This window comes from Bacteroides sp. D2, assembly GCF_025147085.1.
Taxonomy (GTDB): Bacteria; Bacteroidota; Bacteroidia; order Bacteroidales; family Bacteroidaceae; genus Bacteroides.
In genome coordinates, this window is the sequence record NZ_CP102261.1 from 3,228,015 (window position 1) to 3,252,373 (window position 24,359).

At 41.9% G+C, this 24,359-nt stretch carries 19 protein-coding genes and 2 pseudogenes; 6 read left to right on the plus strand and 15 right to left on the minus strand.

Annotated features, from left to right (window positions below; all coding sequences use genetic code 11):
* Positions 1 to 9: 9 nt before the first annotated feature.
* From NQ505_RS11105 to NQ505_RS11125, 5 genes and pseudogenes are all read right to left on the minus strand, one after another.
* A pseudogene (locus NQ505_RS11105) lies at positions 10 to 1,150 on the minus strand (glycoside hydrolase family 88 protein).
* Positions 1,151 to 1,278: 128 nt separating this feature from the next.
* Positions 1,279 to 1,941, minus strand: coding sequence for an HAD family hydrolase (locus NQ505_RS11110; protein WP_009000497.1), 663 nt, complete (start codon positions 1,939 to 1,941; stop codon positions 1,279 to 1,281).
* Between the two features lie 260 nt (positions 1,942 to 2,201).
* Positions 2,202 to 3,878 (minus strand): glycoside hydrolase 43 family protein, encoded by a 1,677-nt coding sequence (locus tag NQ505_RS11115; protein ID WP_009000498.1) that lies wholly within the window; start codon positions 3,876 to 3,878, stop codon positions 2,202 to 2,204.
* 147 nt (positions 3,879 to 4,025) lie between these two features.
* Complete coding sequence (locus NQ505_RS11120; protein WP_009000499.1) at positions 4,026 to 5,252, minus strand: DUF4861 domain-containing protein; 1,227 nt, start codon at positions 5,250 to 5,252, stop codon at positions 4,026 to 4,028.
* Positions 5,253 to 5,416: 164 nt separating this feature from the next.
* The gene (locus NQ505_RS11125) at positions 5,417 to 7,036 is read right to left on the minus strand and encodes a glycoside hydrolase family 28 protein (protein WP_032853812.1); all 1,620 of its coding nucleotides are present in this window, start codon (positions 7,034 to 7,036) and stop codon (positions 5,417 to 5,419) included.
* 352 nt (positions 7,037 to 7,388) lie between these two features.
* On the opposite strand from NQ505_RS11125, the gene NQ505_RS11130 reads away from it, so the two are divergent.
* The 3 genes from NQ505_RS11130 to NQ505_RS11140 are packed head-to-tail and all read left to right on the plus strand — an operon-like array spanning position 7,389 to position 10,019.
* The gene (locus NQ505_RS11130) at positions 7,389 to 8,246 is read left to right on the plus strand and encodes an enoyl-ACP reductase (RefSeq protein WP_004324962.1); all 858 of its coding nucleotides are present in this window, start codon (positions 7,389 to 7,391) and stop codon (positions 8,244 to 8,246) included.
* Between the two features lie 6 nt (positions 8,247 to 8,252).
* The gene (locus tag NQ505_RS11135) at positions 8,253 to 9,260 is read left to right on the plus strand and encodes a hypothetical protein (protein ID WP_004304519.1); all 1,008 of its coding nucleotides are present in this window, start codon (positions 8,253 to 8,255) and stop codon (positions 9,258 to 9,260) included.
* Positions 9,261 to 9,314: 54 nt separating this feature from the next.
* Complete coding sequence (locus tag NQ505_RS11140; protein ID WP_004304520.1) at positions 9,315 to 10,019, plus strand: SAM-dependent methyltransferase; 705 nt, start codon at positions 9,315 to 9,317, stop codon at positions 10,017 to 10,019.
* On the opposite strand, the gene NQ505_RS11145 is transcribed toward NQ505_RS11140, so the two are convergent.
* The 3 genes from NQ505_RS11145 to NQ505_RS11155 form a co-directional block, all read right to left on the minus strand.
* A complete protein-coding gene (locus NQ505_RS11145; protein ID WP_004304521.1) occupies positions 9,985 to 11,103 on the minus strand; it encodes a hypothetical protein in 1,119 nt (372 codons plus the stop codon). The genes NQ505_RS11140 and NQ505_RS11145 overlap by 35 nt on opposite strands.
* A 63-nt stretch (positions 11,104 to 11,166) precedes the next feature.
* On the minus strand, positions 11,167 to 12,015 hold the full coding sequence (lipA, locus tag NQ505_RS11150) for a lipoyl synthase (protein ID WP_009000501.1): 849 nt from the start codon (positions 12,013 to 12,015) through the stop codon (positions 11,167 to 11,169).
* A complete protein-coding gene (locus NQ505_RS11155) occupies positions 12,015 to 14,225 on the minus strand; it encodes a S9 family peptidase (RefSeq protein ID WP_009000502.1) in 2,211 nt (736 codons plus the stop codon). The genes lipA and NQ505_RS11155 overlap by 1 nt, the downstream gene beginning before the upstream one ends.
* Positions 14,226 to 14,379: 154 nt before the next feature.
* Between NQ505_RS11155 and NQ505_RS11160 the strand changes: the two genes are divergently transcribed.
* The 3 genes and pseudogenes from NQ505_RS11160 to NQ505_RS11170 all read left to right on the plus strand — a co-directional run bounded on the left by NQ505_RS11160 (position 14,380) and on the right by NQ505_RS11170 (position 17,329).
* Positions 14,380 to 14,682 carry a hypothetical protein gene (locus NQ505_RS11160; protein WP_004304524.1) on the plus strand — a complete coding sequence of 101 codons (303 nt, stop codon included), beginning with the start codon at positions 14,380 to 14,382 and terminating at the stop codon, positions 14,680 to 14,682.
* A gap of 139 nt (positions 14,683 to 14,821) precedes the next feature.
* A complete protein-coding gene (locus NQ505_RS11165; protein WP_009000503.1) occupies positions 14,822 to 15,190 on the plus strand; it encodes a BlaI/MecI/CopY family transcriptional regulator in 369 nt (122 codons plus the stop codon).
* Positions 15,191 to 15,213: 23 nt separating this feature from the next.
* Positions 15,214 to 17,329 (plus strand): annotated as a pseudogene (locus NQ505_RS11170) (TonB family protein).
* A 6-nt stretch (positions 17,330 to 17,335) separates the two neighbouring features.
* Here the strand turns inward: NQ505_RS11170 and miaA are convergent.
* The 7 genes from miaA to pyrF all read right to left on the minus strand — a co-directional run bounded on the left by miaA (position 17,336) and on the right by pyrF (position 24,321).
* A complete protein-coding gene (miaA, locus tag NQ505_RS11175; RefSeq protein ID WP_004304526.1) occupies positions 17,336 to 18,238 on the minus strand; it encodes a tRNA (adenosine(37)-N6)-dimethylallyltransferase MiaA in 903 nt (300 codons plus the stop codon).
* A 115-nt stretch (positions 18,239 to 18,353) separates the two neighbouring features.
* On the minus strand, positions 18,354 to 18,908 hold the full coding sequence (locus NQ505_RS11180; protein ID WP_009000505.1) for an IS1096 element passenger TnpR family protein: 555 nt from the start codon (positions 18,906 to 18,908) through the stop codon (positions 18,354 to 18,356).
* 21 nt (positions 18,909 to 18,929) lie between these two features.
* Positions 18,930 to 19,697, minus strand: coding sequence for an acyl-ACP--UDP-N-acetylglucosamine O-acyltransferase (lpxA, locus tag NQ505_RS11185; protein ID WP_004324969.1), 768 nt, complete (start codon positions 19,695 to 19,697; stop codon positions 18,930 to 18,932).
* A 19-nt stretch (positions 19,698 to 19,716) separates the two neighbouring features.
* Positions 19,717 to 21,102 carry a bifunctional UDP-3-O-[3-hydroxymyristoyl] N-acetylglucosamine deacetylase/3-hydroxyacyl-ACP dehydratase gene (locus NQ505_RS11190; RefSeq protein ID WP_004304529.1) on the minus strand — a complete coding sequence of 462 codons (1,386 nt, stop codon included), beginning with the start codon at positions 21,100 to 21,102 and terminating at the stop codon, positions 19,717 to 19,719.
* A gap of 11 nt (positions 21,103 to 21,113) precedes the next feature.
* A complete protein-coding gene (lpxD, locus tag NQ505_RS11195) occupies positions 21,114 to 22,154 on the minus strand; it encodes a UDP-3-O-(3-hydroxymyristoyl)glucosamine N-acyltransferase (RefSeq protein WP_009000506.1) in 1,041 nt (346 codons plus the stop codon).
* Positions 22,155 to 22,236: 82 nt separating this feature from the next.
* Positions 22,237 to 23,466 carry an HD domain-containing protein gene (locus NQ505_RS11200; protein WP_009000507.1) on the minus strand — a complete coding sequence of 410 codons (1,230 nt, stop codon included), beginning with the start codon at positions 23,464 to 23,466 and terminating at the stop codon, positions 22,237 to 22,239.
* A gap of 30 nt (positions 23,467 to 23,496) precedes the next feature.
* Positions 23,497 to 24,321, minus strand: a complete 825-nt coding sequence (gene pyrF / locus NQ505_RS11205; RefSeq protein WP_009000508.1) for an orotidine-5'-phosphate decarboxylase — start codon at positions 24,319 to 24,321, stop codon at positions 23,497 to 23,499.
* Positions 24,322 to 24,359: the final 38 nt, after the last annotated feature.

Genomic DNA, 24,359 nt, shown 5'->3' on the forward strand with positions numbered 1-24,359 from the left:
GTTTATCAACTATATATGGAGGTCTAATTTGTAGATTTCACTTCCGGCAAGCAGGAAGCAGCCTGTACCGAAATCTTCAAAATCAGGAACTTTATCATAAGTGACAGGCTGACTGTCTTTCGGTTCTTTGCCGGTTCCCTGTACATAGCCAAGAAAACCATTTGGGTGAACTGCATCTTTCACCATGGCATTCCATGCCTTTATGATTACAGGCAGATATGTCTTTTTATCCAATAGCCCGTTACGTACCCCCCCAGGACATGCCGTATACAAAAAGGGCTGTACCGGAAGTTTCTTTGCCTCCAAAGTTTGTCGGGTCGTGGAGGCTGACATTCCAAAAGCCGTCTTCACGCTGACATTGTTTCAGTGCTTTGCTCATAGTCAGAAAATCATTGATGTAATCCTGACGATGTTTTTCATCGGATGGAATTTCATTCATAACTCGTACTAAAGCTGCATATACCCATCCGTTTCCACGGCTCCAGTAACAGTCTTTACCATTCGGTTCTTTGTATGGAGGATCGAAATTATGATCTCGCCACCATAAACCGTCTTTGGGGTTGAACATTCCGTTTTCTCCATGTTGGTTGCGGGTATATTCATACATGTCCCACATCTTATCAAAGTATTTCTGTTCACCTGTAAGTTTTCCCATTTTGGCAAATATCGGCATCCCCATCTGGATGGCATCTATCCACCACCAGTCATTTACTTGTGGAGTGTTGACCAGCATATCCATATTGGCTTTCGTTTTCCGTATTTTTTCAGGATCAGGGCAAATGTTGTATAAATCGAGATAGATCTGGCTGGCGCAGTAGTTATCAGCATTACGGGTGGTTGTTCCCCGGTGGAATCCCCATTGGTGATAATCTGCCCATTCCTTGGCATAGAGGTAATATTCGTCTGCAGGATAGATGGAATAGAGTGCCATTAGACCCTCGTAATACACACTCCGTGTCCAGATATTACTAGGACGAACCACTTTTTTGACAAAAGAAGGAGTGCGATAATCAGCATATTTCTTCATAAAATAGTCGTTCACCTGGAGGGTTACTTTGAGAATTTCTTTTTTATCGGGAACTGTCTGTGCTTTTATGTTCCCATAACTCAATATTACTCCGATAAAAAATAGTATAAGATGCTTTTTCATTGTATAATAAATTAAATTACTACTGTTCTTTGATTTAGGTGCACAAAAGTGAACCTTTCTTTACCTGTTGCAAAGAAAATGCATTGTAAGAAAAGTAATATTGAAATTTGTACGGAAAATATGTAATATTAGACTTTACCGGTCGAGAGGAACTGTTTTATCTCTTCAGCAGTATCTGTGATGTGTTGAGGAGCAAACTTTTCCAGCTCCGTGCGTGGACGAAATCCCCATGTCACTCCGCAAGCGGTAACTCCTGCATTGGCAGCCGTTTGCATATCTACACCGGAATCGCCTACATAAAGAACATCTTCCTTTTGTACATTGGCTAGTTTTAATATATCAAAAACAACTGCCGGATCGGGTTTGACATTTATTCCTTCCCGTTGGCCGAAAACTGCTGTAAAGTGAATACCGGAAAAGTAGTGGGCAACCAGCTTTTCTGTGGCAGCCTGATATTTGTTGGATGCTACGGCAATTTGGATGCCTGCAGACTGCAGATAGGATAACAGTTCCGGAATGCCCGGATAAGGTCGGCTATCATCTGCATTGTGAATATCGTAATAAGGAACGAACTCATTGCGTACACGAAGTACATTTTCTTCCGTCTTTTCACCTTCGGGCAATGCGCGTTCAAAGAGTTTATTGATACCATTGCCTACCATGAAGTTGTACTTTTCTATTTCATGAGTGGGGTATCCTAATTTATTTAAAGCATAATTGGTGCTGTGGGCAAGGTCGGCGATGGTATTCAGCAATGTTCCATCCAGGTCAAATATAACTAGTTTCTTCATTCTTACTGTATCTTATTGTTCTCCTTTAATCTCTTTTACCGATACAAAAATAGGTAAAAAAGATAAGATAAAGAAATCCTTTCCTATCTTGCCGGGTTTTATCTTCTCCTTTGGAAAGAATTGTTTCTTGCCACGGAACTTTTAGTTTCATGACGGGAAACAATTAGTTCCACACCGAGAAACCAATGGTTTCACCGTATGGAACTAACAGTTTCAAGGCATGAAACTAGAAGTTTCAAACCAGGGAACTAAATTTGAAACTATTTCTTAGTAATCCGGAACCAGTCTACATCTGCCCATCCTCCGTCGTTAGTGACGATAGCTGGTCGTGTGCAGAACATTCCGACCTTTGTGCCAATCCATTGTCCTTCTCTTGCCTGGAAAGGATTGCCTAGTGGCTGATATTTCTTTCCGTCAAGGCTGTAGCTGAAGTTACACATCACAATGAGATCGTGTCCACCTTCGCTGCCTTTGATCTTCTTGCCGTCATAGCTGAAACGAACTTTCAGATAAACAGTATTTTGAGAAAGATCCACAGAAGCATTTGCCTGTTCCGGTTTTCCTTTATCTGCTTTTTTACATTCAACTTGAGACAGGACCAGACCTTTATCTGTATTTTCCAGAATGATTCCGGCATAATCTCTACCCATTACAACCAGTCCGGTGCGTTCACCTTTATTTTTAGGATTAGGGGTAAACGTAAGTTTCATTGTTGCAGTGAAATTGTCAGAAGGCGTTTTCTGTAGAAGCAGGTTGGCTACATCCCACAGATTTTTATAGTCATTCAAAACCGGATAGGAGTATAATCTTACATAGCTCTTATCACCTGCATAGTATGCCCATTTTTCATTGATGTTGGCATGCCATTGCCATTGTGGAGAGAGGGTATATCCATCGAACTCGTCACTTTCCTGCGGAGTGCAGATAGGATATGTTTTACCTACATTCGGCTTTTTATAAGTCAGAACAGGTTCGCCACAGCCGTCACCGTCTTTATCTATGCCAATCACAGGCCAGTCGTTTACCCATTTCATAGGCTGAAGATGCATGATACGTCCGTAAGCACCCACATCCTGAAAGTGAAGGAACCAATCTTCTCCGGTAGGAGTATCTACCCATGCACCCTGATGAGGACCGTTGACAGGAGAGTTACCTTGCGCAAGTACGGTTTTCCATTCGTAGGGACCATAGATGTTTTTAGAACGTAGTACAACCTGCCAGCCTGTTGGTACGCCACCGGCCGGATGGAAGATATAATAATAGTCATTTCTCTTATACATTTTAGGACCTTCGCAAGTCTGATGTGCTTCATGACCATCGAAGATTATGCGTGAAGGAGTGATGGCTTTTGTTGCTTCTGCATTTAGTTCGCAGATGGTGATTACACTTTTCAGCCCGGCACGACTTCCTGCGTATGCATGTACCATATACACTTTCCCGTCTTCATCCCAAAACGGGCAGGTGTCAATAATTCCTTTTCCCGGTTTCACCAAGACTGGTTCGCTCCACGGACCTTTCGGGTCTTTGGCTTTCACCATAAAAGCTCCCTGGTCAGGATCCCCCCAAAAGATATAGAACTCTCCGTTGTGATGGCGAATGGCTGGAGCCCAGACACGGTTGCCATGTTCCGGCCGTTCCGGAGTTTCAATGGGAGAGAGGGCATTGGGGACGGCGGCACCGATAATCGTCCAGTTCACCAAGTCCTTGGAATGTAGGATTTGTAATCCGGGTAAACAGTTGAAACTGGATGAAGTCATATAGAAATCATCTCCTACGCGGCAAGCGTCAGGATCGGAGTAATCGGCATAAAGTACCGGATTTTTGTATTTACCGTTTCCGAGGTCGGAAACCCATACCTCAGATACATAGTTTTTTTGTGCTACTGCGGTGAAGACCGTTAATAGGCAAAAAGCTAAAGTCTGTGTCAATCGTTTCATGTTATAGATTATATTTATATAAGTGATTTGCTGGTTTTATCTGGTGACAAAGGTAGAAAAAAAGACTCTGCACAAGGAGGAATATTTGTGCAGAGTCATAGAAAAATTGGTAGAAACCTCGTAATTTTTGTTTAGTTGTATATGTATCTACCTTATCACCTTTACAGTTACCGGGTGAGCCAACTCTTCTTTCCATTCACGGAGATAGGCAAACCATGCTTCCGGTGTTTTATATCCGAAAGTTTCTTTCATCGAAGTAAAAGTCGTATGATACTGGAAATATTTATTTCCCGGAGCGGTAATCGTATAAAGGAAGTTAGCTTTATCCTTTTCTTCCGATTTCACATAACGTTGAGGAATGCAAGTGCCCAGTCCTACGGTTTCTTTAGCATATTTCACAGTGTCGTTTACAGGCCAGTCCGTTCCCCAGCTTCCTACAAGCCCTTTATGATCGGAGAAAGATTTGGAAGTACCTACAATGTCTTGTACACCTGTGCAGAAAACTTCCTTATTGAGCGGTTCGTCAAAGAATGCTTCAATATGAAGATCGCGATGTCCTGCATAGAGCGTGTAGCGTGTCATCATATTCAGTTCCGTATCCTGATATTTCCATCCGGTCACTTCAATTTCAGCAATCACGCGTACCGGTCCGTAAGAAATGATACGTTCCGTGCGGGTATCCACCGGAGTGATGTGGGTAGCTTGCTGTCCGTCCCAACCTTTCAACGCGCCCGGTCCGCAGCTGTCGAATACACGGAGCACGTCATCTCCGAATCCTTTAGCTAACTGCTCATCCGTCGGATAGAACTGCGATTCTTTGATTTCCAGCCCTTTGTTGAACTTGCCATAAATATCCGGCGTCTGTTTCTCATTGAAATAAAGGCGGTATCCTACCAGTTCCGATTCCAATACCGGACCGTGAGGACGTACCATACTGTATATATTACTAGTGCCGGGAACAGTGATAGCTTGTACCCGCTGATGCTTTCCTTTCCGGTTGTCTACGATAAACATGTCGGCATAAACTCGTTCAGGATAAGTCTTTGTACTCTTTTCTGAAGAAAGTGTAATCTGGAATGTTTTTCTAGCATGAGCAGGAAGATCGGCAACAAAAGCCAGTTCGTCCATCTTACGGTCTCTGTTCAGATCGTCTAACTGGGAAGCTATTTCCTTGGTCCCTTCCATGACAATGGCAGACTTTACTTTGAAACCTGCGTGCAGTTCATGCAAATTGATGACAATCGGAGCGTCCGTTTTTGCCTGATTCCAGTTGTTCTGCACTTCAACTGTGATGGTTTTCTCCTGTTTCTGCGCTTGGGCAGACAGGCTGAAAGCTCCTAAAAAGAAAGTAATAATAAAAAGATTCTTCTTCATGTTTCTAAGGCTGAAATTATACGTCGTATTTCTCCTTGCAAAAATAGCAGAAAAAATAGCAGACTGTGTCTCTTTTGAGGAGATTATAGTCTGCTATTTGAGCTTTTTACTCTATATAATGATATTGTGGTTTCTATTTTGCATCACAGAATGGCAATGAGTTTTTATTTGAGACTTAAAATCTCCTCTTTTGCACCTAATTCCTCATAAACCTTTCCGTCTATAGTCAGATTCTTGGCATTCTTAACGTTTAATATATTGTTGCCTTTAGAAGATTCTACATAAATATTTTCCAAAGTAACTCCGTCCACCTGGCTGATAACAACTCCATCCGCAGCTTCTGTCATCACAACGTTTTTAACGGTAATATTGCTGATGGGCATTTCCGGCAGTCCGTTGAAGAACATGGCACGTCCCGAACCTCTGCAAACAATATTGGAAATATGAATATTGCGGAAAGCAGGTGTTTCTTCCGTCACCGGAGGAATGGCAGTCTTCATACGGCTCAACAGATCTTCTTCCGATTCTTCACCGGCACCTTTTCCACCGTAGAACAAGTCGAACAATAAGGGTTCATTCGGAATATTAATCATATTGATATTGTTAATGTAGATGTTTTCTACCACACCGCCACGTCCGCGGGTACTCTTGAAACGTAAACCTACATCTGTACCCATAAATGTGCAGTCTTCTACATAGATATTCTTCACACCGCCGGACATTTCACTACCTACCACGAATCCACCATGTCCGTGCAATACTGTATTGTTTTTCACGATAACGTTCTGGCAAGGTTCTCCACGACGGCGTCCATCTTCGTCTTTACCGGATTTGATACAGATGGCATCATCTCCCGCATCAAACACACTATTGATAATCAGAGCGTTTTTACAAGATTCCAAGTCGATAGCATCACCGTTTTGAGAATACCAGGGGTTGATGACCATGATATTATTTACTGTGAAATCTTCGCAAGACAAGGGGTGCAGACACCAGCTTGGTGAGTTTTTGAAAGTAACGCCTTCCAACAGTACCTTTTTACTTTTAACGATACTCAACAGTACCGGACGCAACCACGGACGGATTTCTGCCCATTCTTCATCTGTGTTGATACCTTCGGGGACATTGAAGTCTTTGCAAGCCATTGCACCTTTCAGTGAGCCGGCAGTGGGATACCATATCTCTTGTTTCTCGTCGAGAACACCTCCCGAGTTTACCAGCTTTTTCCATTGTGAAGCAGTCAGCTTTCCTTTTTTTACCGGACGCCAGCAGTCACCGTTTCCGTCAAATGTACCATGTCCGGTGATAGCGATATTTTCTGCATTGCGTGCTGAAATCGGCGATTGGCAACGACGAGTCTCGAGTCCTTCAAAAGAAGTGGCAATGATAGGATATGCTTCAAAATTACCGGTAAAAAGTACCAGCGCATTTTGTTCCGTATATAGATTTACATTGCTCAACAGCTCGATCGGACCAGTCAACCAGACACCTTCCGGGATAATCACTTTACCCCCTCCGCGTTGATTCACGTCTTTAATAGCATCGTTGATAGCTTTGGTATTCAGGAACAGACCGTCTCCTTTGGCTCCGAATTTCTCAATGTTTACTTCGTAAGCAGGGAAAACCGGTTGCTGTACTTTCGGCATTTCAAAAGGTAAATTCTGGTAAAGAGCGTCACTGATTGAGCTTTCTTTTACAGCAGTCTCGCTTTGTTTACATCCCGATGAGATAAACGGTAAACAGCATACGGCCATCCAGAAGAGTCTTTTTGTCAATGTGTTCATTTAGTAACTTAATTTCTATAGGGTTATACATCTATTGTTTTTCTTGGTAGTTGGTTGATGATTAATAAGGATGATTTCATAATTCTTATGTCCTTCCGCAGGCGATCTGTCGCAGGCAGCCTGCAGGAGAGGAATAAGACGAATTCATGTTAACCTAATTCTAACCTTAAATAAATATTATGAAAAAACCTCTTAATTATCGATTGCAAAGATAGGTGGGAAAGCCTAAGGCGATGTGGACTAATTGATAGATTACGTGTATTTTTTGTCATTTCTGTCTATTATTTGCACACTTCTCGTGTTTTTATGCAGAAAGTTCCTATCTTTGCACAAAATTTAACTATTAAAAGATATGAGTTACAACTTGTTGAAAGGAAAAAGAGGTATTATCTTCGGTGCTTTGAACGATCAGTCTATTGCCTGGAAAGTGGCAGAGCGTGCCGTAGAAGAAGGTGCAACCATTACATTATCAAATACTCCGATGGCTATCCGTATGGGAGAAGTCGATGCTTTGGCCCAAAAATTAAATTGCCAAGTTGTTCCGGCAGACGCCACTAGCGTAGAAGATTTGGAGAATGTATTCAAGACCTCCATGGATATACTGGGTGGACAAATTGATTTTGTACTCCACTCTATCGGTATGTCTCCCAACGTGCGCAAGAAACGTACTTACGATGACCTTGACTATGGAATGTTGGATAAGACATTGGATATTTCAGCTGTTTCATTCCACAAAATGATTCAGTCGGCCAAGAAACTGAATGCTATTGCTGATTATGGCTCTATCGTTGCTTTGAGCTACGTAGCCGCACAGCGTACTTTCTATGGCTATAATGATATGGCAGATGCAAAGGCTTTGTTGGAATCTATTGCTCGCAGCTTCGGTTACATTTACGGACGCGAACATAGCGTACGTGTGAACACGATTTCACAGTCGCCTACATTTACTACTGCCGGTTCGGGCGTGAAGGGTATGGACAAACTGTTCGACTTCTCCAACCGTATGTCTCCGCTCGGAAATGCAACGGCTGACGAATGTGCCGATTATTGCATCGTGATGTTCTCCGATCTTACCCGTAAGGTGACTATGCAGAACTTATTCCATGACGGTGGATTCTCCAGCGTAGGTATGAGTCTTCGTGCCATGGCTACTTACGAGAAAGGACTCGATGAGTACATGGACGAAAATGGTAACATCATTTACGGATAAAAGATTATGAAACTACGGATCTCTCTTCTTATTATATTAATGAGTATGCTTTTCACCTCCTGCGGGATAAGCACAGGAAAGGGTACGGAGCAGAAGGAAGAAGAGATTTCTGTTCTGAGATATGATAAGCTGTTGAGCGAATATGTTCGCTCCAACAGCTTTTCTGCTATGCAGAAGTTGACGATGGACTACCGTATGCCGACGAAAATCCTGATTGAGGATGTATTGTCTATCGGTACGGTGAAAGATGATACCATCTCGCAACGTCTGCAAAAATTCTATTCGGATACGACTTTGGTTCGTTTGCTTAGCGATGTAGAAGCAAAATATCCTAATCTGGATGAAGTGGAAAAAGGACTTAGCAAAGGATTTCGGAAACTGAAAAAGGAAGTGCCTGATACGAAAGTGCCGTTTATCTATTCGCAAGTATCCGCTTTCAACGAATCTATTATTTTAGTGGATTCTTTATTGGGAATCAGTCTTGATAAATATATGGGGGAAGATTATCCTCTTTATAAGCGTTTCTATTACGATTATCAGTGTCGCTCGATGCGTCCGGAACGGATTGTGCCGGATTGTTTTGCTTTTTATCTTTTGAGCCGTTACGGTATGAACTATCATGAAGGTACTTGTCTGATTGACTTGATGATGCATACGGGAAAGATCAATTACGTAGTGCAAAACTTATTGGGATATAGTGATATTGGTGAAGCAATGGGGTATTCTAAGGAGGAAAGCGACTGGTGCAAGGATAATGAAAAGGAGATATGGAATTATATCTGTACCAACGATCATCTGCATGCTCGTGACCCGATGGTGATCCGCTATTATATGAAGCCTGCTCCTGCTGTTGATATGTTGGGTGCTCAAGCTCCGGCATTGATAGGTACATGGATGGGAGCAAGAATCATTGCTTCTTACATGAAAAAGCATAAGGATATGAAGCTGAAAGATCTTCTGGAATTTACTGATTACCACGAAATGTTAAGTGAATCTAACTACCTGGCTTCCTGAATCGTTTCTCTTTCTTATTTCTCAATTTTTAATTTTCAATTCTCAATTTAATAAGTGGAAACTGCCCTTTATTTGTTGCCCGTGACTTTAGGCGATACACCTATTGAAAAGGTGTTGCCTTCTTATAATAAGGAAATTATTTCCGGTATCCGGTATTTTATAGTCGAAGATGTTCGTTCTGCCCGTCGTTTCCTGAAAAAGGTGGACCGGGAGATTGATATTGATGCGTTGACATTTTATCCGTTGAACAAACATACTTCACCTGAAGATATTTCCGGTTATCTGCAACCTTTGGTAGGCGGAGCTTCAATGGGAGTTATCTCCGAAGCCGGTTGTCCGGCGGTAGCTGATCCGGGAGCGGATGTGGTTGCCATCGCACAACGTAAAAAACTGAAGGTAGTTCCTTTGGTTGGACCCTCTTCAATTATTCTTTCCGTGATGGCTTCGGGCTTTAACGGGCAGAGCTTTGCGTTTCATGGTTATCTGCCGATTGAACCGGGGGAACGTGCCAAGAAACTGAAAACATTGGAGCAGCGTGTGTATGCTGAAAATCAGACACAACTTTTCATTGAGACGCCTTACCGGAATCATAAGATGATAGAAGATATTTTGTTAAACTGTCGTCCTCAAACAAAGCTTTGTATTGCTGCCGATATTACATGTGAAGGAGAGTATATACAGACGCGTACTGTGAAGGACTGGAAGGGACATGTGCCTGAATTGTCTAAGATTCCCTGTATTTTTCTCTTATATAAATAACGCCTTTCAGGTGTTCATATTCATCTTCGAAACAGCTACTGAAGAAGCCTTTTCCCAAGTTTTCCTCTATCTGTTTGAAGCTCCATAGCTTACTGTTCTTAAAGCGAGGGGTACAAAGGATGGAATCATCCTTGATATCAACGATGAATAAGTAGATAAGACGATTGGTTACTTCATTCTCAAAGTGATAAACGATATTGAACTCTGGCTTGATATCTTTTTCGTGCGGGAAAGCATTGTTAATCAAACGGGTGGCACCCGCCTCTAAAGATTCTCCATATCGGAGATAACATTCCATGGGAATGTCCACTTTTCCTTTGTCCAAAATGGCTGTTGACGGTCTGTCGCAAAGGAACAGCATTCCATGAGTGGATATGGCAATTCTTATCACCGGATTGATGTATGCGTTCTTATAATTAACAGCTTCTATCGCAGGGGTTTTCCCGATCACGTCTCCTTTGGTATTCACAATAGGAACATATTCTGTGTGAGACATTAGGTGATTGAAGAAACGGATAGCGATCTGGTTGAACAGGATGCTCATAAGAAAGACAGTAGGAGGTAACACTTTATAGAGTACAAACAGACTTGTCTTACTTAGTGGGTTTTGGAAAATGACGGTGATGCTGATTATAATAAAATGCAGTATTCCGAAAATCAAGGCAATGCGAGCAGATACAACGGCGGCTTCTGCTCCCTGAGCATATAAACGTTTGTTGCAAGAACCTATCTGTTTTAAGAAGTGGTTGATAAACCTTTTCTTATGCATATAAAGACTTAGCATTGGAATGAGAATACTGACTTCCAGAGTAAGCGGGAGCGCACCGGGGGGAACATAATCACCAGGAATGAGAGCTGCTACGGATAATAGTGCCAGCACTCCGGTCGCTATATAGAGGATAAAATTAGGAATTAACAATCCTTTACGTCGATAAGAAAGGTATATTCCTATAATACCTATACCTGTACCGATGTAAATAGCCGTGTCTTGCGTTATAAGTTCACACAATAAAATGGAAATAATAACGGGGATAAAACCCAGCGACATGTTAAATGCGGAAGAAAGTATTCCTTTATGATCCATCTCTATATTTATGTTTATTTGTCGGTTCTATCTATAAAACAAATAGTGTATGTGTTTTGTTTGCTAACGAATATGTTTCTCTGCATGGTAGGAGGAACGAACAAGGGGAGCACTCTCTACGATGTTGAATCCTTTCTCTAAACCAACTGTTTTATATTTCGCGAATTGCAGCGGAGTGATGTATGCCGCAACGGGATAATGCCGATGACTCGGTTGCAGGTATTGCCCTATGGTAAGAATCTGGCAACCGGTTGCTAACAGATCGTCCATCAATGTTTCGACTTCCTCCGGAGTTTCACCCAGTCCGACCATTATGCCGCTTTTAGATTTGACTCCCTTTTCGGAAATGTGTCTGATAACCTGTAAGCTTGTATCATAATTTGCTGCACTGCGGACTAGTGGACTAATGCGGCGCACAGTTTCCATATTGTGTGATATGATGTCGGGGCGGGCGTCAATTACTAAATCTACCAACTCCATTCTGCCTTGAAAATCCGGAATCAGTACTTCAATGGTTGTCTGTGGATTCAACCGTTTTATTTCCCGGATGGTACGTGCCCAATGTTCTGCTCCCAAATCAGGTAAATCATCCCGGTCTACAGAGGTGATGACGGCATGATCCAGTTTCATCAGTGCGATGGATTCTGCTACATGGGTAGGCTCGTTTGCATCTAACGGATGGGGACGTCCTGTCTGTGTGTTGCAAAATTTACAGCTACGCGTGCAGATGTCACCGCCAATCATGAAGGTGGCTGTTCCTTTTCCCCAACATTCCCCCATATTAGGGCAACGCCCACTGCTGCATATCGTGTGCAAGCAGTGGGAGTCGACAATTCGTTTTGTTTCGGTGTATCGTTCGTTGGCACCGATATTAATTTTCAGCCATTCGGGCTTACGTACTCTATCCGTCATTATAAGTTGTTCAAGAAGAAGTTGGTCAACCGTGTGTACAGGTGTTGGCGGGTGTTGCCACCATATATTCCATGATTACGGTTCGTGTACACTTGCATATCAAATTGTTTTCCAAGCTGGACTAACTGCTCGGCATATTCTGCACAGTTCTGGAAGTGAACATTGTCGTCTGCCATACCATGTACCAGCAACAAGTTTCCATGAAGTTTGTCGGCACGGGTGAAAGCTGATGATTCCTTATATCCTTCCGCATTTTCTTTGGGAGTGCGCATGAAACGTTCGGTGTAAATCGTATCATAGAAACGCCAGTCGGTCGGTGCGGCTACGGCTACTCCGGCTTTGAATACAGGAGTTCCCTCGCTCATGCTCATAAGAGTCATGTATCCGCCATAACTCCAACCCCAGATACCAATGCGGTCTTTGTCCACATACGCTTGTTTGCCTAGGTAAAGCGCTGTTTCCACCTGGTCTTTGGCTTCTTTGACTCCGATTTTCAAATAGGTACATTTCTCAAAAGCTTCTCCACGGCCTCCAGTGCCACGACCATCTACACATACCACGATATAACCGAGGCTTGCCATGTATGTCTCCCAGCTGATTCCCCAAGTATCCAATACCTGTTGGGAACCCGGGCCACTATATTGATACATCAGTACCGGATATTTTTTGGATGCGGAGAAATTAACCGGTTTCATCATCCAGCCGTTCAACTTCACGCCATCTGTAGTCTGGAAAGTAAAGAACTCTTTTTGTGGTACTGCATATCCGGACAATGTTTGTTTCAACGCATCATTTGTAATAAGCGTTTTGAGCGTTTTGCCTGAATTATCGTTCAAGGTAACCAACATAGGAGTATCCAAGCTGGAGAACTTGTTCATATAATACTTCATCGATTTGCTGAAGAGAGGCGTATTGGTTCCTGCCTGTTGAGACAATTTGGTCTTTTTGCCTTTCTTATCTATTTTATAGACAGCCTTGCGCAGAGGACTCTCTTCGTTGCTGGTATAATAGAAAGAACCATCTTCTTCATCATATCCCAGAAAATCTTTCACTTCGAACTTACCGTTAGTAACCTTTTTAATCAAATTACCTCCCATGCTATACCAATAGAGATGACTGTAACCGTCACGTTCGCTAAGCATGCTGAAATATTCGGGATAGAACTGGATGTTATCGAAAATATTCTCCTTTATGTAATAAGGAGATTCATCACGGAGCATTAGTTTGCAAAGTGTTGAGCGAGGATCGGCAAAGTAGAGATCGAAACGGTCTTGATGACGGTTTAATGTCATGATAGCCAATTTGTTGGCATCCTTTGTGAAACGGATGCGTGGAATGTATCCATCTGCATCCAACGGGAGTTTCATCGTACGGGTGACGTGTGACTTGATGTCATACGTGCGTACTTCTACTTTCGAATTGGGGTATCCGGCTTTCGGATACTTGTAGGTATATTCACCCGGATAATCTTTTAAGGCATCAATACGGGGTGCCTGTCCGGCAAATACCGGAAAAGAGTAGGAGGGAACTTCTGACTCATCGAAGCGGATGAAAGCGATCAGTGTATTATCAGCGCTGAATTCCAAAGCACGGTCGAAACCGAACTCTTCTTCATACACCCAGTCGGGGATGCCGTTGATTACAGAGTTCTGTTTGCCATCCTCCGTAATTTGGCTTTCACTGTTGCCATAAAGCAGCTTAACAAGAAATATGTTATTGTTGCGGACAAAAGCAATCATTGTACCGTCTGGAGAAAAGACGGGGACCTGTTGAGGTCCACCGTCAGACAGCCGTTCAATAATGTTGTTTGTCGTAACGCCCTTATCATTTCGTTTCAAAGGGTAAATGTAATGTACAGCTGTGTATGAATGCCTATATATAGGTGTCGTTTTAGTAGCAATCAGCAATTTCTGACCGTCGGGCGAGAACTGGTAACTGTCGAAGTTCTTGAAGTCACATTCGCGTGTAGTGCTTACATCGAAAATCACTTCTACTTTCTCGCCTGTTTTGAAAGAGTATTTAATGATCTGCGTGCCGTCGGCGTTCATCTGCGTGTAGTGTTCGCCATCAGGCATGGGGATTACTCCCTGGATATTTTCCGGGCGGAAACGTCTGGAGGTGATATCTTTTAAATCGAGTGCCTTTTGTCCTTGTGCCATTCCGGTCAGACAGAGAAGGCAGAGTAATAAAGTGATGCTGATCTTTTTCATCTGCTTTTATAATCGGTTTTGGTTTTAATTCGTACTTGCAAAAGTAACAATAAACTTAGATTCAACAAAGCCTGACCGATTTTTATATAGATTTGATAAGGATTATTGGGTGAGATTCAATATCTTTGTGAAAAGGACTTTAAACATTACCACTATGAATTCAAAAAGAAAAGACTTGCAATATGCTTCTGTCTTCTTATTGGCTGTAGCATTGACATTCCTGTTGGGGAAGGGGGATAATCTGTGGTTGGTATCGTGGGGTGACTTGATACCAAGTTTGTTTGTGCTGTTCATAGCAGGTGATTGTTTGCATAGTTCCCTGCTCCGTATCAAACGCGGCGAAGAGGATGGAGGAGCCCGGTGGAGTACTTGTTTCACTTTTCTGGTATTCAGTATTGTTTTTATGGGCGACTTATTTTATATCGGCAACTTTATTGTGAATAAACTGTGGGGCTAAAGGATTAGTATAAATTCTGCTTCACAGGTATTTAATAGTAAGATTTTCTTCTTAACTATAGCTTTTAGTTTACTTTAACTAGATAAATTAGTTTATGAACTAAAACTTTTCGTTATTTGCAGCAAACAAAGTTGCAGATATGAAAGGATTAACAGCAAAAGAAGAAGAAATCATGGGCTTTTTCTGGGAAAAAGGCCCCTTGTTCGTGAAAGAAATGTTGGCTTTCTATGAAGAGCCCAAGCCGCATTTTAATACATTATCTACGATTGTGCGTGGGCTGGAAGAAAAAGGCTTTTTAGCTCACTATACTTTTGGGAATACTTATCAATACTATCCCGTAGTCAGTGAAGAGGATTTTCGTAAAGGAACATTGCGGAATGTGATTAGCAAGTATTTTAATAATTCTTATCTGAATGCTGTTTCTTCTTTGGTTAAGGAGGAGGATATTTCGTTGGATGAATTGAAGCAACTTATTCACGAAGTGGAACAGGCTGATAAGAAACACTAATCTTTTTAACGAAAATCTATGCTATGGGAGTTTTCTTCATCTATATATTAAAATCGTCAGTTTGTCTTGTTTTGTTTTACCTGTTTTTCAGGTTATTGCTTAGCAAGGAAACTTTTCATCGTTTCAATCGAATGGCTTTATTGGGAGTGTTGTTCTTTTCATTACTCATTCCTTGTATCGAAGTAACTACCCGGCATCAGGTTGAGGTGCAACAGGCTATGCTTTCCATCGAGCAGTTGCTACTGATGGCAGAGTTGGAAGCTACCCCTGTTGAAGCCGGTGCAGTGCAGGAAACGGTGGCGTCCTGGATACAGATTGTTTTGCTGGTCTATTTGGCAGGTATTCTATTTCTTGCCTGTCGGAGTATTTATTCGTTGATTAGTCTTTTCCGGTTGATACATTCCGGTAAACAGGAGAAGTTGGAGAAAGGGGTTACGCTTGTGGTACACCATCATGAGATAGCTCCGTTCAGTTGGATGAAGTATATTGTGATTAGTCAAAAAGATCTGGAAGAGAATGGGCGGGAAATTCTCATACATGAAATGGCTCATATTCATCACCGCCATTCTATTGACTTGTTATTGGCGGATATTTGTATCTTTTTCCAATGGTTCAATCCCGGTGCATGGTTGTTGAAACAGGAGTTGCAGAATATTCATGAGTACGAAGCGGATGAGACTGTAATCAATGAGGGTGTAAACGCGAAGGAATATCAACTATTATTAATAAAAAAAGCTGTTGGCACAAGGCTCTACTCTATGGCCAACAGCTTTAATCACAGTAAACTTAAAAAAACGTATCACTATGATGTTAAAAGAAAAATCGAATCCGTGGGCACGGTTGAAGTATTTGTATGTACTTCCGTTGGCAGCTATTGCAGTAACTGCTTTTGCCCGTCCTGAAATCTCTGAAAAAATGGAAGAGATTTCTGCTGTCAAAGTTAATGATTTGGCGGAAATTGTGCAAGAAAAGGTACTGCAAGATACAGTGAAAGTATCAAAAGATGAGAAGAGAGATGCCGTAGTGGTGTCTGGAGTGAAGTCTAAAGCGGAAGAAGAAATTATCGTCTTTGAAGTTGTGGAGCAGATGCCGGAATATCCTGGTGGTATGAATGCATTGCAAAAGTATCTGATGGATAAAATAACCAGTTCTCCTATGAAAGGTAAAGCAGGTGGCAGAGTGATGGTTGGTTTTACGGTAGCTGAAACAGGGAAGATAAAGGATGTATATGTACTTCAGTCGGATGAGGAGGCATTGAATCGGGAAGCAGAAAGAATTGTCAGTGAAATGCCGGATTGGATTCCCGGAAAGCAACGTGGCAGACCTGTGCCGGTGAAATATACTATCCCTGTAAGATTCGGAAGTTTCAGATTTGCAGAGAATAAACCGCCTTTGATTTTGTCTGATGGCAAGGAGATTAGCATGGAAGCTATGGAAAAGTTAGACCCGTCAACAATCGAAAGTCTATCTGTGTTGAAAGACTCTGCTTCAATAAAAGTGTACGGTAAACGTGGGGCAAACGGGGTGATACTTGTGAATACTCAAAGAGGCAGTAAGGACAAAAAACACAATATAGAAATCAGTTTTTCTAAGAAAGCAACTAATGCGGATGCTATACCTGATTTCCCTGTCAGTGGAACTGTTGTTGACGAAGAGGGACGTCCAAAAGCTGGGGTAAGTATTATTGTACCTAATACAAATCATGGCACGATAACGGATATAAATGGACATTTTAGTCTAAAAGCAATAAAAGACGGCAATCTGTGGTTCTCGTTTATCGGATATAAGCCTGTAAAAGCTCCTGTAACTTCTACGATGAATATACGGATGGAGCAGGAGGTTGTTAAACTGTTCCCTGAACTTTCAGGCAGTGCGCTAAATGTAAGTTCCGGAACTAAGGGTGTTAATGGTGTATCTATATATGGGATAAAAGGTGAACAGCCTTTGGTCATAATTGACGGGAAAGAAGCTATGGATAAAGATGCCTTATCCAAGCTCGCACCGGACCATATAAAGAGTATTTCTGTGCTGAAAGATAAATCAGCACAGGCCGTTTATGGCGATAAAGGAAAGAATGGGGTAATTATTGTAGAAATGTTGACGGATGAGGAATATCAGACCCGTCAGAACAAGAAATAGAAGAAATCATGCATTGATTTGTTGACGGAGGTACGCTAGTATCTCCGTTTCTTGTTCCGGATGGAACCATTGTATTTCTTCATCTCTTTTGAACCAAGTCATCTGTTTACGCGAATAAATGCGGGAGTTTTGCTTGATTTTATCTATGGCAAAGGGGAGTTCCCATTCTCCATCCAGATACTTGAACAGTTCTTTATAACCTACTGTATTGAGCGAATTGAGGTGGCGATAGGGAAGTACCGAGCGTACTTCTTCCAGTAATCCTTCCTCCATCATCTGATCTACCCGACGGTTGATACGGTCATACAACTCTTCCCGGTCGCGAGTCAGACCGATTTTTAGAATGCGGAAAGGACGTTGCTTTTTTTGTTGGGTGCGAAAAGAGGTATAAGTGCGTCCGGTCATATAGCAAATTTCCAATGCATGAATTACCCGTTTGGGATTCTTTAGATCCACTATCCGATAATATTCCGGATCTAGCAGGCGAAGTTCTGCACAGAGTTGTTCAAGTCCTTCCTCCTCATATTTCTGTAGCATGAGTTGACGGGTTTCCGCATCAACGGTAGGAATATCGTCGATACCTTTACAGATAGCATCTACATACATCATTGAGCCACCTGTGAGAATCACGACCTCGTGTTGCGTAAATAATTTCTCGAGAATTTCCAACGCTTCTATTTCATATTGGGCGGCGCTGTAATAGTCTGTAAGGTGGAGTGTACCAACCAATTGATGAGGGACACGTTTAAGTTGATCGGGAGTAGGAGCTGCCGTGCCTATTTTTAATTCGGCATAAAGCTGTCTCGAATCGGCAGATACAATACTTGTCTGAAAAGTTTCTGCTAAGCGCAGGCTCAATTCCGTTTTCCCTACACCTGTAGGACCTATAAGAACGATGAGAGTAGGCATTGGGCTTTTAAGTATTAAGTATTGAGTATTAAGATGTGTGCGGAACTAAAAAATATTAGGTATTAACTGCCTGGCGCTGCATAGCAATTAATACCTAATACCTAGTACTTAATACTTAGAATTTTTCTTCTTCGTATGGAGTACTTGCGTCGCCGCCTATGTCGAATCCTTCCTGATCGAAGTCTTCCATGTCGAAATCTTGGTCTCCATAGAAGTTTTCATCCAGATCAAGAGAACCGCTGGCAGCGGCCATTTCTTCAAAATCTACCGTTTGTTTAGGAGCGTCTCCTGATTTCTTGGTACATTTGGCGCCATCCATATCTTTTCCGGTGATAATTTCGGATAGTTCGATGAAGAAACAACGTTCTGTTATGTAATCGAATACATATAGTAGTTTCTGTTTTTCATCTTCTACCAGTTCACTGATAGTAGTGTCTTTCATTACCCAGCTATCCATTTCCGGATTGTCGTCCATTTCTTCCAAGGTTACTTCTTTTCCTTTTTCCCAATCGTCATCGCAGATAAAGAAAGAAGTCATCTGGTCGTTTTTGTACCCTACTGATTTCAGTATTGCTTCATGGAAGTCATAAAAAGTAGCTTCCGGATCAATTTGTATTTCTCTGACAAAATCGTCAACTTCATCAGATATGATAGTAAATCTGTATATCATAATATGACTATTTTGAACTGTTTATTTAATGATACCACGTTCTGAATTACGGATGAAATCGATAATATAGTCAATTTCCGGACTTTTTTCAAATTCATCTTCTATTTTTTTCAATGCTTCTGTCGTGTTCAAACCACTTTGATAAATGATACGATATGCATTGTGAATACTTTCGATCACTTCATTGGCAAAACCACGACGGCGTAGGCCGATGATGTTGATTCCACTAAAAGCAATCGGTTCGCGTCCTGCGATGATGTAAGGAGGAATATCTTTACTGAAGCGGCATCCGCCCTGAATCATTACGTGACTCCCTACATGACAGAATTGGTGCATCAATACATTGGCGCTGACAATCGCATTATCATCAATAATGATTTCACCTGCCATTTTGGTAGAGTTACCAATGATACATCCGTTACCAACCAATGCATCGTGTGCCACGTGTACACCCTCCATCAGTAAATTGTTATTTCCTACAATCGTGCGCCCTTTAGCTGCTGTACCACGGTTGATTGTTACATTTTCACGAATCAGATTATTATCCCCGATTTCGGCTGTTGATTCCTCACCGCGAAACTTAAGGTCCTGCGGAATGGCTCCGATTACGGCACCCGGAAAAATAGTGTTTCCGTTACCAATACGTGAACCATATAAAATATTGGCGTTAGCCATAATTTTATTGTTGTCGCCGATAACTACGTTCTTATCTATAAATACAAAAGGCGCAATTTCTACATTTTCCCCAATTTTAGCTTCGGGATGAATATACGCTAAAGGACTTATCATGCTTTTAATATATCAATTATTACTTATTTTTCACTATTTGTGCCATGAACTCTGCTTCGCAAACAACTTTCTCGCCAACAAATGCATATCCTTTCATAGTAGAGATGCCACGGCGGATAGGTGCCAGCATTTCTACACGGAAGATAATAGTATCTCCCGGCACTACTTTCTGGCGAAATTTTACTCCATCTATTTTCATGAAATAGGTAGAATAACGTTCGGGTTCGTCTACTGAATTTAAGACAAGTAAACCACCGACTTGTGCCATTGCTTCTACTTGAAGTACTCCCGGCATAACAGGTTCTTGTGGGAAGTGTCCCTGAAAGAAAGGTTCGTTAGCTGTGATATTTTTGATACCTACAATGTAATTAGCACCAATCTCAATTACTTTGTCAACCAGTTGGAAAGGATAGCGGTGTGGCAATAATTCGCGGATACGGTTTACATCCATTACTGGCTCACGGTTACAGTCGTAACTTGGCGCCTGTATTTCGTGCAGACGGATTTCTTTCCGCATTTGGCGTGCAAACTTATTATTGATCGTATGTCCGGGACGGGTAGCAATGATCCGGCCTTTTATCGGTTTACCGATTAAAGCAAGGTCACCGATTACATCCAATAATTTGTGGCGGGCACATTCGTTTGCCCAAACCAACGGTTTGTGATTGATATAGCCTAATTGTTCAGCGTCCATGTGAGGTACTCTCATCACATCTGCCAACTTGTCGAAACTTTCCTGTGACATCTTACGCTCGTAGATTACGATTGCATTGTCCAGGTCACCCCCTTTAATCAATCCGGCGGAGAGCAGTGGTTCTATTTCGCGAACAAAGACGAAAGTACGGCTGGCAGCCACTTCGTCTTTGAAATTATGCATATCCTCAAGTGTAGCAAACTGATTCGGGATAATGGTTGAATCGTAAGAAACCAGTACATTCAGACTGAAATTCTCGTCAGGAAGTACGATGATAGAAGAACCAGTCGTTTCATCCCGGAACTCAATTTTAGACTTGATAATATAAAAGTCTTTGACGGCATTTTGTTCTACTGTTCCTACACGTTCTATTTCTTGTACATAATATTGTGCACTACCATCTAAAATAGGAAATTCCGGTCCGTTAACCTGAATAAGGCAGTTATCAATGCCCAATGCGTAGAGGGCTGCCATACCATGTTCAACGGTGCTTACTTTGACTCCATTCTTCGACAATACAGTACCACGAGTGGTTTCTGTCACATTGTCGGCTACTGCATCGATAGTTGGTTGTCCTTCTACGTCAATGCGCTGGATTTTATATCCATGATTGTCCGGAGCAGGATTAAATGTTACAGTGAGATCAAGTCCAGTGTGAAGACCTTTCCCGCTCAGTGAAAAGCTATCTTTCAGCGTTTTTTGTTTCAGCATTGGTTACTTATTTACTTATTTAATAGTTGTTTTAATTCTTCTATTTCTTTGCGCAAATTACGCAATTCTTTCTGCATATCCGGTAAGCTTCTTTGTGCGACGGATGCTTTGAAGTATTGCTTCAGTTCCATAGGAGGAGTTCCGATAAGCTGGCTACCGGACTTAATGTCTCCGGGTACACCTGACTGTGCACCTAAACCAACTTTATCTCCTATTTTGGAATGTCCTGCAATACCTACCTGACCTCCGATCATACACCATTCACCAATTTTGGTAGAACCGGCAATTCCGGCTTGTGCAGCCATTACGGTATGCGAACCTATTTCATCATTATGTGCTATTTGTATCAGATTGTCTAATTTGACACCACTATGCACTACCGTAGCTCCCATCGTAGCACGGTCTACACAAGTATTAGCACCTATATCTACTTTATCTTCCAGAATAACAATTCCGATTTGCGGAATCTTATCGTATCCGTTCGGGGTGGGAGCAAAACCAAATCCGTCAGCTCCGATCACTGCACCCGAGTGTAGAATACATTCGTTACCTATGCGGCAATCATGATAAACATTTACATTGGAGTAAAGCAAGCAACTGTTGCCTATCTTCACGCCATCTCCAACAAAAGTGTGTGGATAAATTTGGGTACTATCTCCGATCACGGTATTTTCACCGATATAGGCAAATGCACCGATGTATACGTTCTCCCCAATTTTGGCGCTGGGTGCAACGAAAGCTAATGAATCTATACCTTGTTTCTTAGGCTTGCTCATCTCATAAAGATTGAGCAATTTAGCCAGACTTTCATATGCATTGTCTACTTTTATCAGAGTAGTTTTAATTTCGTGCTCGGGAGTGAAGTCCTTATTAACCAGGACAATGCTTGATTGTGTCTCGTAGATGTAAGGTGTATATTTGGGATTTGACAGGAAAGAAATTGCTCCGGGCATTCCCTCTTCAATTTTAGCGAATGTGTGTACCGTAGCGTTTTCGTCTCCAATGATTTCCCCTTGGATAAATGCTGCAATTTGCTTAGCCGAGAACTCCATGTCTTTAATTTAAAATTTAATTAGTTCACAAATAACGGATTTTTTTTTCAGATTTCCGTGTTATTGCATGAATATTTTATACTTATCTGTGTAATCTCTGATAGCAGAGATAGTATTTCTTTACCTTTTTGGACAATAATGAGATGTTCAGCATGTCCGATGCTTCGGCAATATTTTTGATAGTGCCGTCTTTGTAGATAATGTCAATACTGTCATCTGCCGGGTCATACATATTCTTTTCGATGCTGGGGGTAGAGACAAAATAGTTCGCTTCGGAAAGGGTTATACCTAATTGCTGGCTGATGTGCAAAGTTAATTCTTTTTTTCTGTCCTCACTAATCGGTTCCGATGAAATTTCTACTTTAAAGATATTTCGGTTTATCATTCCCGTGCTTAAAGTAGAAAGAACCTTGTCTGCATGGGTACTCCACACTTTCAAGGCTGTCCATATATCATTGTCGTCCAGTTGAATAAAATTCTCCAGACAGTCGGGATTGTTATAGAACTCCGTAGGATTGATATCATTGTAAAGGAAAAAACGCAATGCGGGTGATGCGAACAGTTCTACTCCTTGTGATGCCAGTTCTTTAGCACGTAATAGGGTACTGATAAGCATTTTTTCGTATGCGACGGACGTCTTATGCAGATATACTTGCCAGTACATCAGGCGACGTGCCGTAAGGAAATTCTCGATAGAGTAGATCCCTTTGGATTCGATAACCAGGCGGTCATCCGCTACATCAAGCATTTTTATAATTCGTGCGGAACCGATATTTCCTTCTGTCACGCCTGTGTAAAAGCTGTCGCGGCGAAGATAATCCAATCTGTCCATATCCAGCTGACCACTTACAAGTTGATGGAGAAAGCGTTTGGGATATTCGTCTTTGAAGATTTGAATGGCAAGACTAAGCTGACCGTTCATCTCTTTGTTCATCCGTTCCATCAGCATGAGGGAAATCTCTTCGTGGGAGACTCCTTTTACTATAGTATCTTCCAGTACATGTGAGAAGGGACCATGTCCTATATCATGTAACAGGATGGCCGCCTGTACAGCTTCCGCTTCGCTGTCAAAGATAAAATTACCTTTAGAAGCCAGTTGGGTGATAGCTTCACTCATCAGGTGAAAAGCACCTAAAGAGTGTTGGAAGCGGGTGTGTTGCGCACCGGGGTATACAACAGATGATAATCCTACCTGCTTGATGCGGGTAAGACGCTGCAAAAGGGGATGCCGTACTATATCGTACAGTAACCCCTTTGGAATATTGATGAACCCGAATACGGGGTCGTTAATTATCTTTCTTTCGTAAGGCATTCGTTTTCTTTAGAGATCCTTTTTCTCTTTTCAGAGAATTGCTTTGAGTTGTTCAGCCATTTGCGCCTGTACTTCTTGTGCGGCGGTGCGGGCAGCTTCTGCAAATTTCTCTGTTTTATCTACGTAGATGATACCACGTGAGGAATTAACAATTAATCCGCATGTACTGTTCATTCCGTATTTACAAACTTCTTCGAGCGAGCCGCCTTGTGCTCCTACACCTGGTACGAGAAGGAAATGGTTCGGAACAATTTTACGAATATCTTCGAAAGCACGTCCTTGAGTGGCACCTACCACATACATCATACGGTCGTCACTAGCCCATTCTTGTGATTTACGTAATACTTTCTCGAACAGACGTTCGCCGTTTACATCTTCTGTTAGTTGGAAGTCATGTGAACCTTTGTTGGAAGTCAATGCCAACAGAATCACCCATTTACCTTCATAGCTAAGGAACGGAGTAACGCTGTCTTCGCCCATATAAGGAGCTACCGTTACAGAGTCGATATTAAGTTCTTCAAAGAAGGTGCGGGCGTACATTGCAGAAGTATTTCCGATGTCACCACGCTTTGCGTCAGCGATGATGAATTGATCCGGATAGTTATCTTTGATGAATTTTACTGTCTTTTCGAATGCGATCCATCCTTTTACGCCCATGCTTTCATAGAAAGCCAGATTAGGCTTATAGGCGATGCACAAATCAGCTGTCGCGTCAATGATGGCTTTGTTGAATGCAAAGATCGGATCTTCTTCTTTCAACAGATGCTCCGGGATTTTCTTGATGTCAGTATCAAGTCCTACACAAAGGAATGATTTTTTGCGCTTTATGTTTTCAAATAATTGTTGCTTATCCATCTTATTATTTACTATTATACAATTTACTATTGACTATT

What these genes read in the sequence shown, in the direction of transcription:
- NQ505_RS11145 (WP_004304521.1), bottom strand. Translation starts at nt 11,103, where the DNA reads ATGGATCATAAAGGAATACTTTCTTCCGCATTTAACATGTCGCTGGGT.
- NQ505_RS11155 (WP_009000502.1), bottom strand. Translation starts at nt 14,225, where the DNA reads ATGAAAAAGATCAGCATCACTTTATTACTCTGCCTTCTCTGTCTGACC.
- NQ505_RS11165 (WP_009000503.1), top strand. Translation starts at nt 14,822, where the DNA reads ATGAAAGGATTAACAGCAAAAGAAGAAGAAATCATGGGCTTTTTCTGG.
- NQ505_RS11130 (WP_004324962.1), top strand. Translation starts at nt 7,389, where the DNA reads ATGAGTTACAACTTGTTGAAAGGAAAAAGAGGTATTATCTTCGGTGCT.
- NQ505_RS11200 (WP_009000507.1), bottom strand. Translation starts at nt 23,466, where the DNA reads ATGCCTTACGAAAGAAAGATAATTAACGACCCCGTATTCGGGTTCATC.
- NQ505_RS11135 (WP_004304519.1), top strand. Translation starts at nt 8,253, where the DNA reads ATGAAACTACGGATCTCTCTTCTTATTATATTAATGAGTATGCTTTTC.
- NQ505_RS11115 (WP_009000498.1), bottom strand. Translation starts at nt 3,878, where the DNA reads ATGAAACGATTGACACAGACTTTAGCTTTTTGCCTATTAACGGTCTTC.
- NQ505_RS11120 (WP_009000499.1), bottom strand. Translation starts at nt 5,252, where the DNA reads ATGAAGAAGAATCTTTTTATTATTACTTTCTTTTTAGGAGCTTTCAGC.
- pyrF (WP_009000508.1), bottom strand. Translation starts at nt 24,321, where the DNA reads ATGGATAAGCAACAATTATTTGAAAACATAAAGCGCAAAAAATCATTC.
- NQ505_RS11180 (WP_009000505.1), bottom strand. Translation starts at nt 18,908, where the DNA reads ATGATATACAGATTTACTATCATATCTGATGAAGTTGACGATTTTGTC.
- lpxD (WP_009000506.1), bottom strand. Translation starts at nt 22,154, where the DNA reads ATGGAGTTCTCGGCTAAGCAAATTGCAGCATTTATCCAAGGGGAAATC.
- miaA (WP_004304526.1), bottom strand. Translation starts at nt 18,238, where the DNA reads ATGCCTACTCTCATCGTTCTTATAGGTCCTACAGGTGTAGGGAAAACG.
- NQ505_RS11110 (WP_009000497.1), bottom strand. Translation starts at nt 1,941, where the DNA reads ATGAAGAAACTAGTTATATTTGACCTGGATGGAACATTGCTGAATACC.
- NQ505_RS11160 (WP_004304524.1), top strand. Translation starts at nt 14,380, where the DNA reads ATGAATTCAAAAAGAAAAGACTTGCAATATGCTTCTGTCTTCTTATTG.
- lipA (WP_009000501.1), bottom strand. Translation starts at nt 12,015, where the DNA reads ATGACGGATAGAGTACGTAAGCCCGAATGGCTGAAAATTAATATCGGT.
- NQ505_RS11190 (WP_004304529.1), bottom strand. Translation starts at nt 21,102, where the DNA reads ATGCTGAAACAAAAAACGCTGAAAGATAGCTTTTCACTGAGCGGGAAA.
- NQ505_RS11125 (WP_032853812.1), bottom strand. Translation starts at nt 7,036, where the DNA reads ATGAACACATTGACAAAAAGACTCTTCTGGATGGCCGTATGCTGTTTA.
- lpxA (WP_004324969.1), bottom strand. Translation starts at nt 19,697, where the DNA reads ATGATAAGTCCTTTAGCGTATATTCATCCCGAAGCTAAAATTGGGGAA.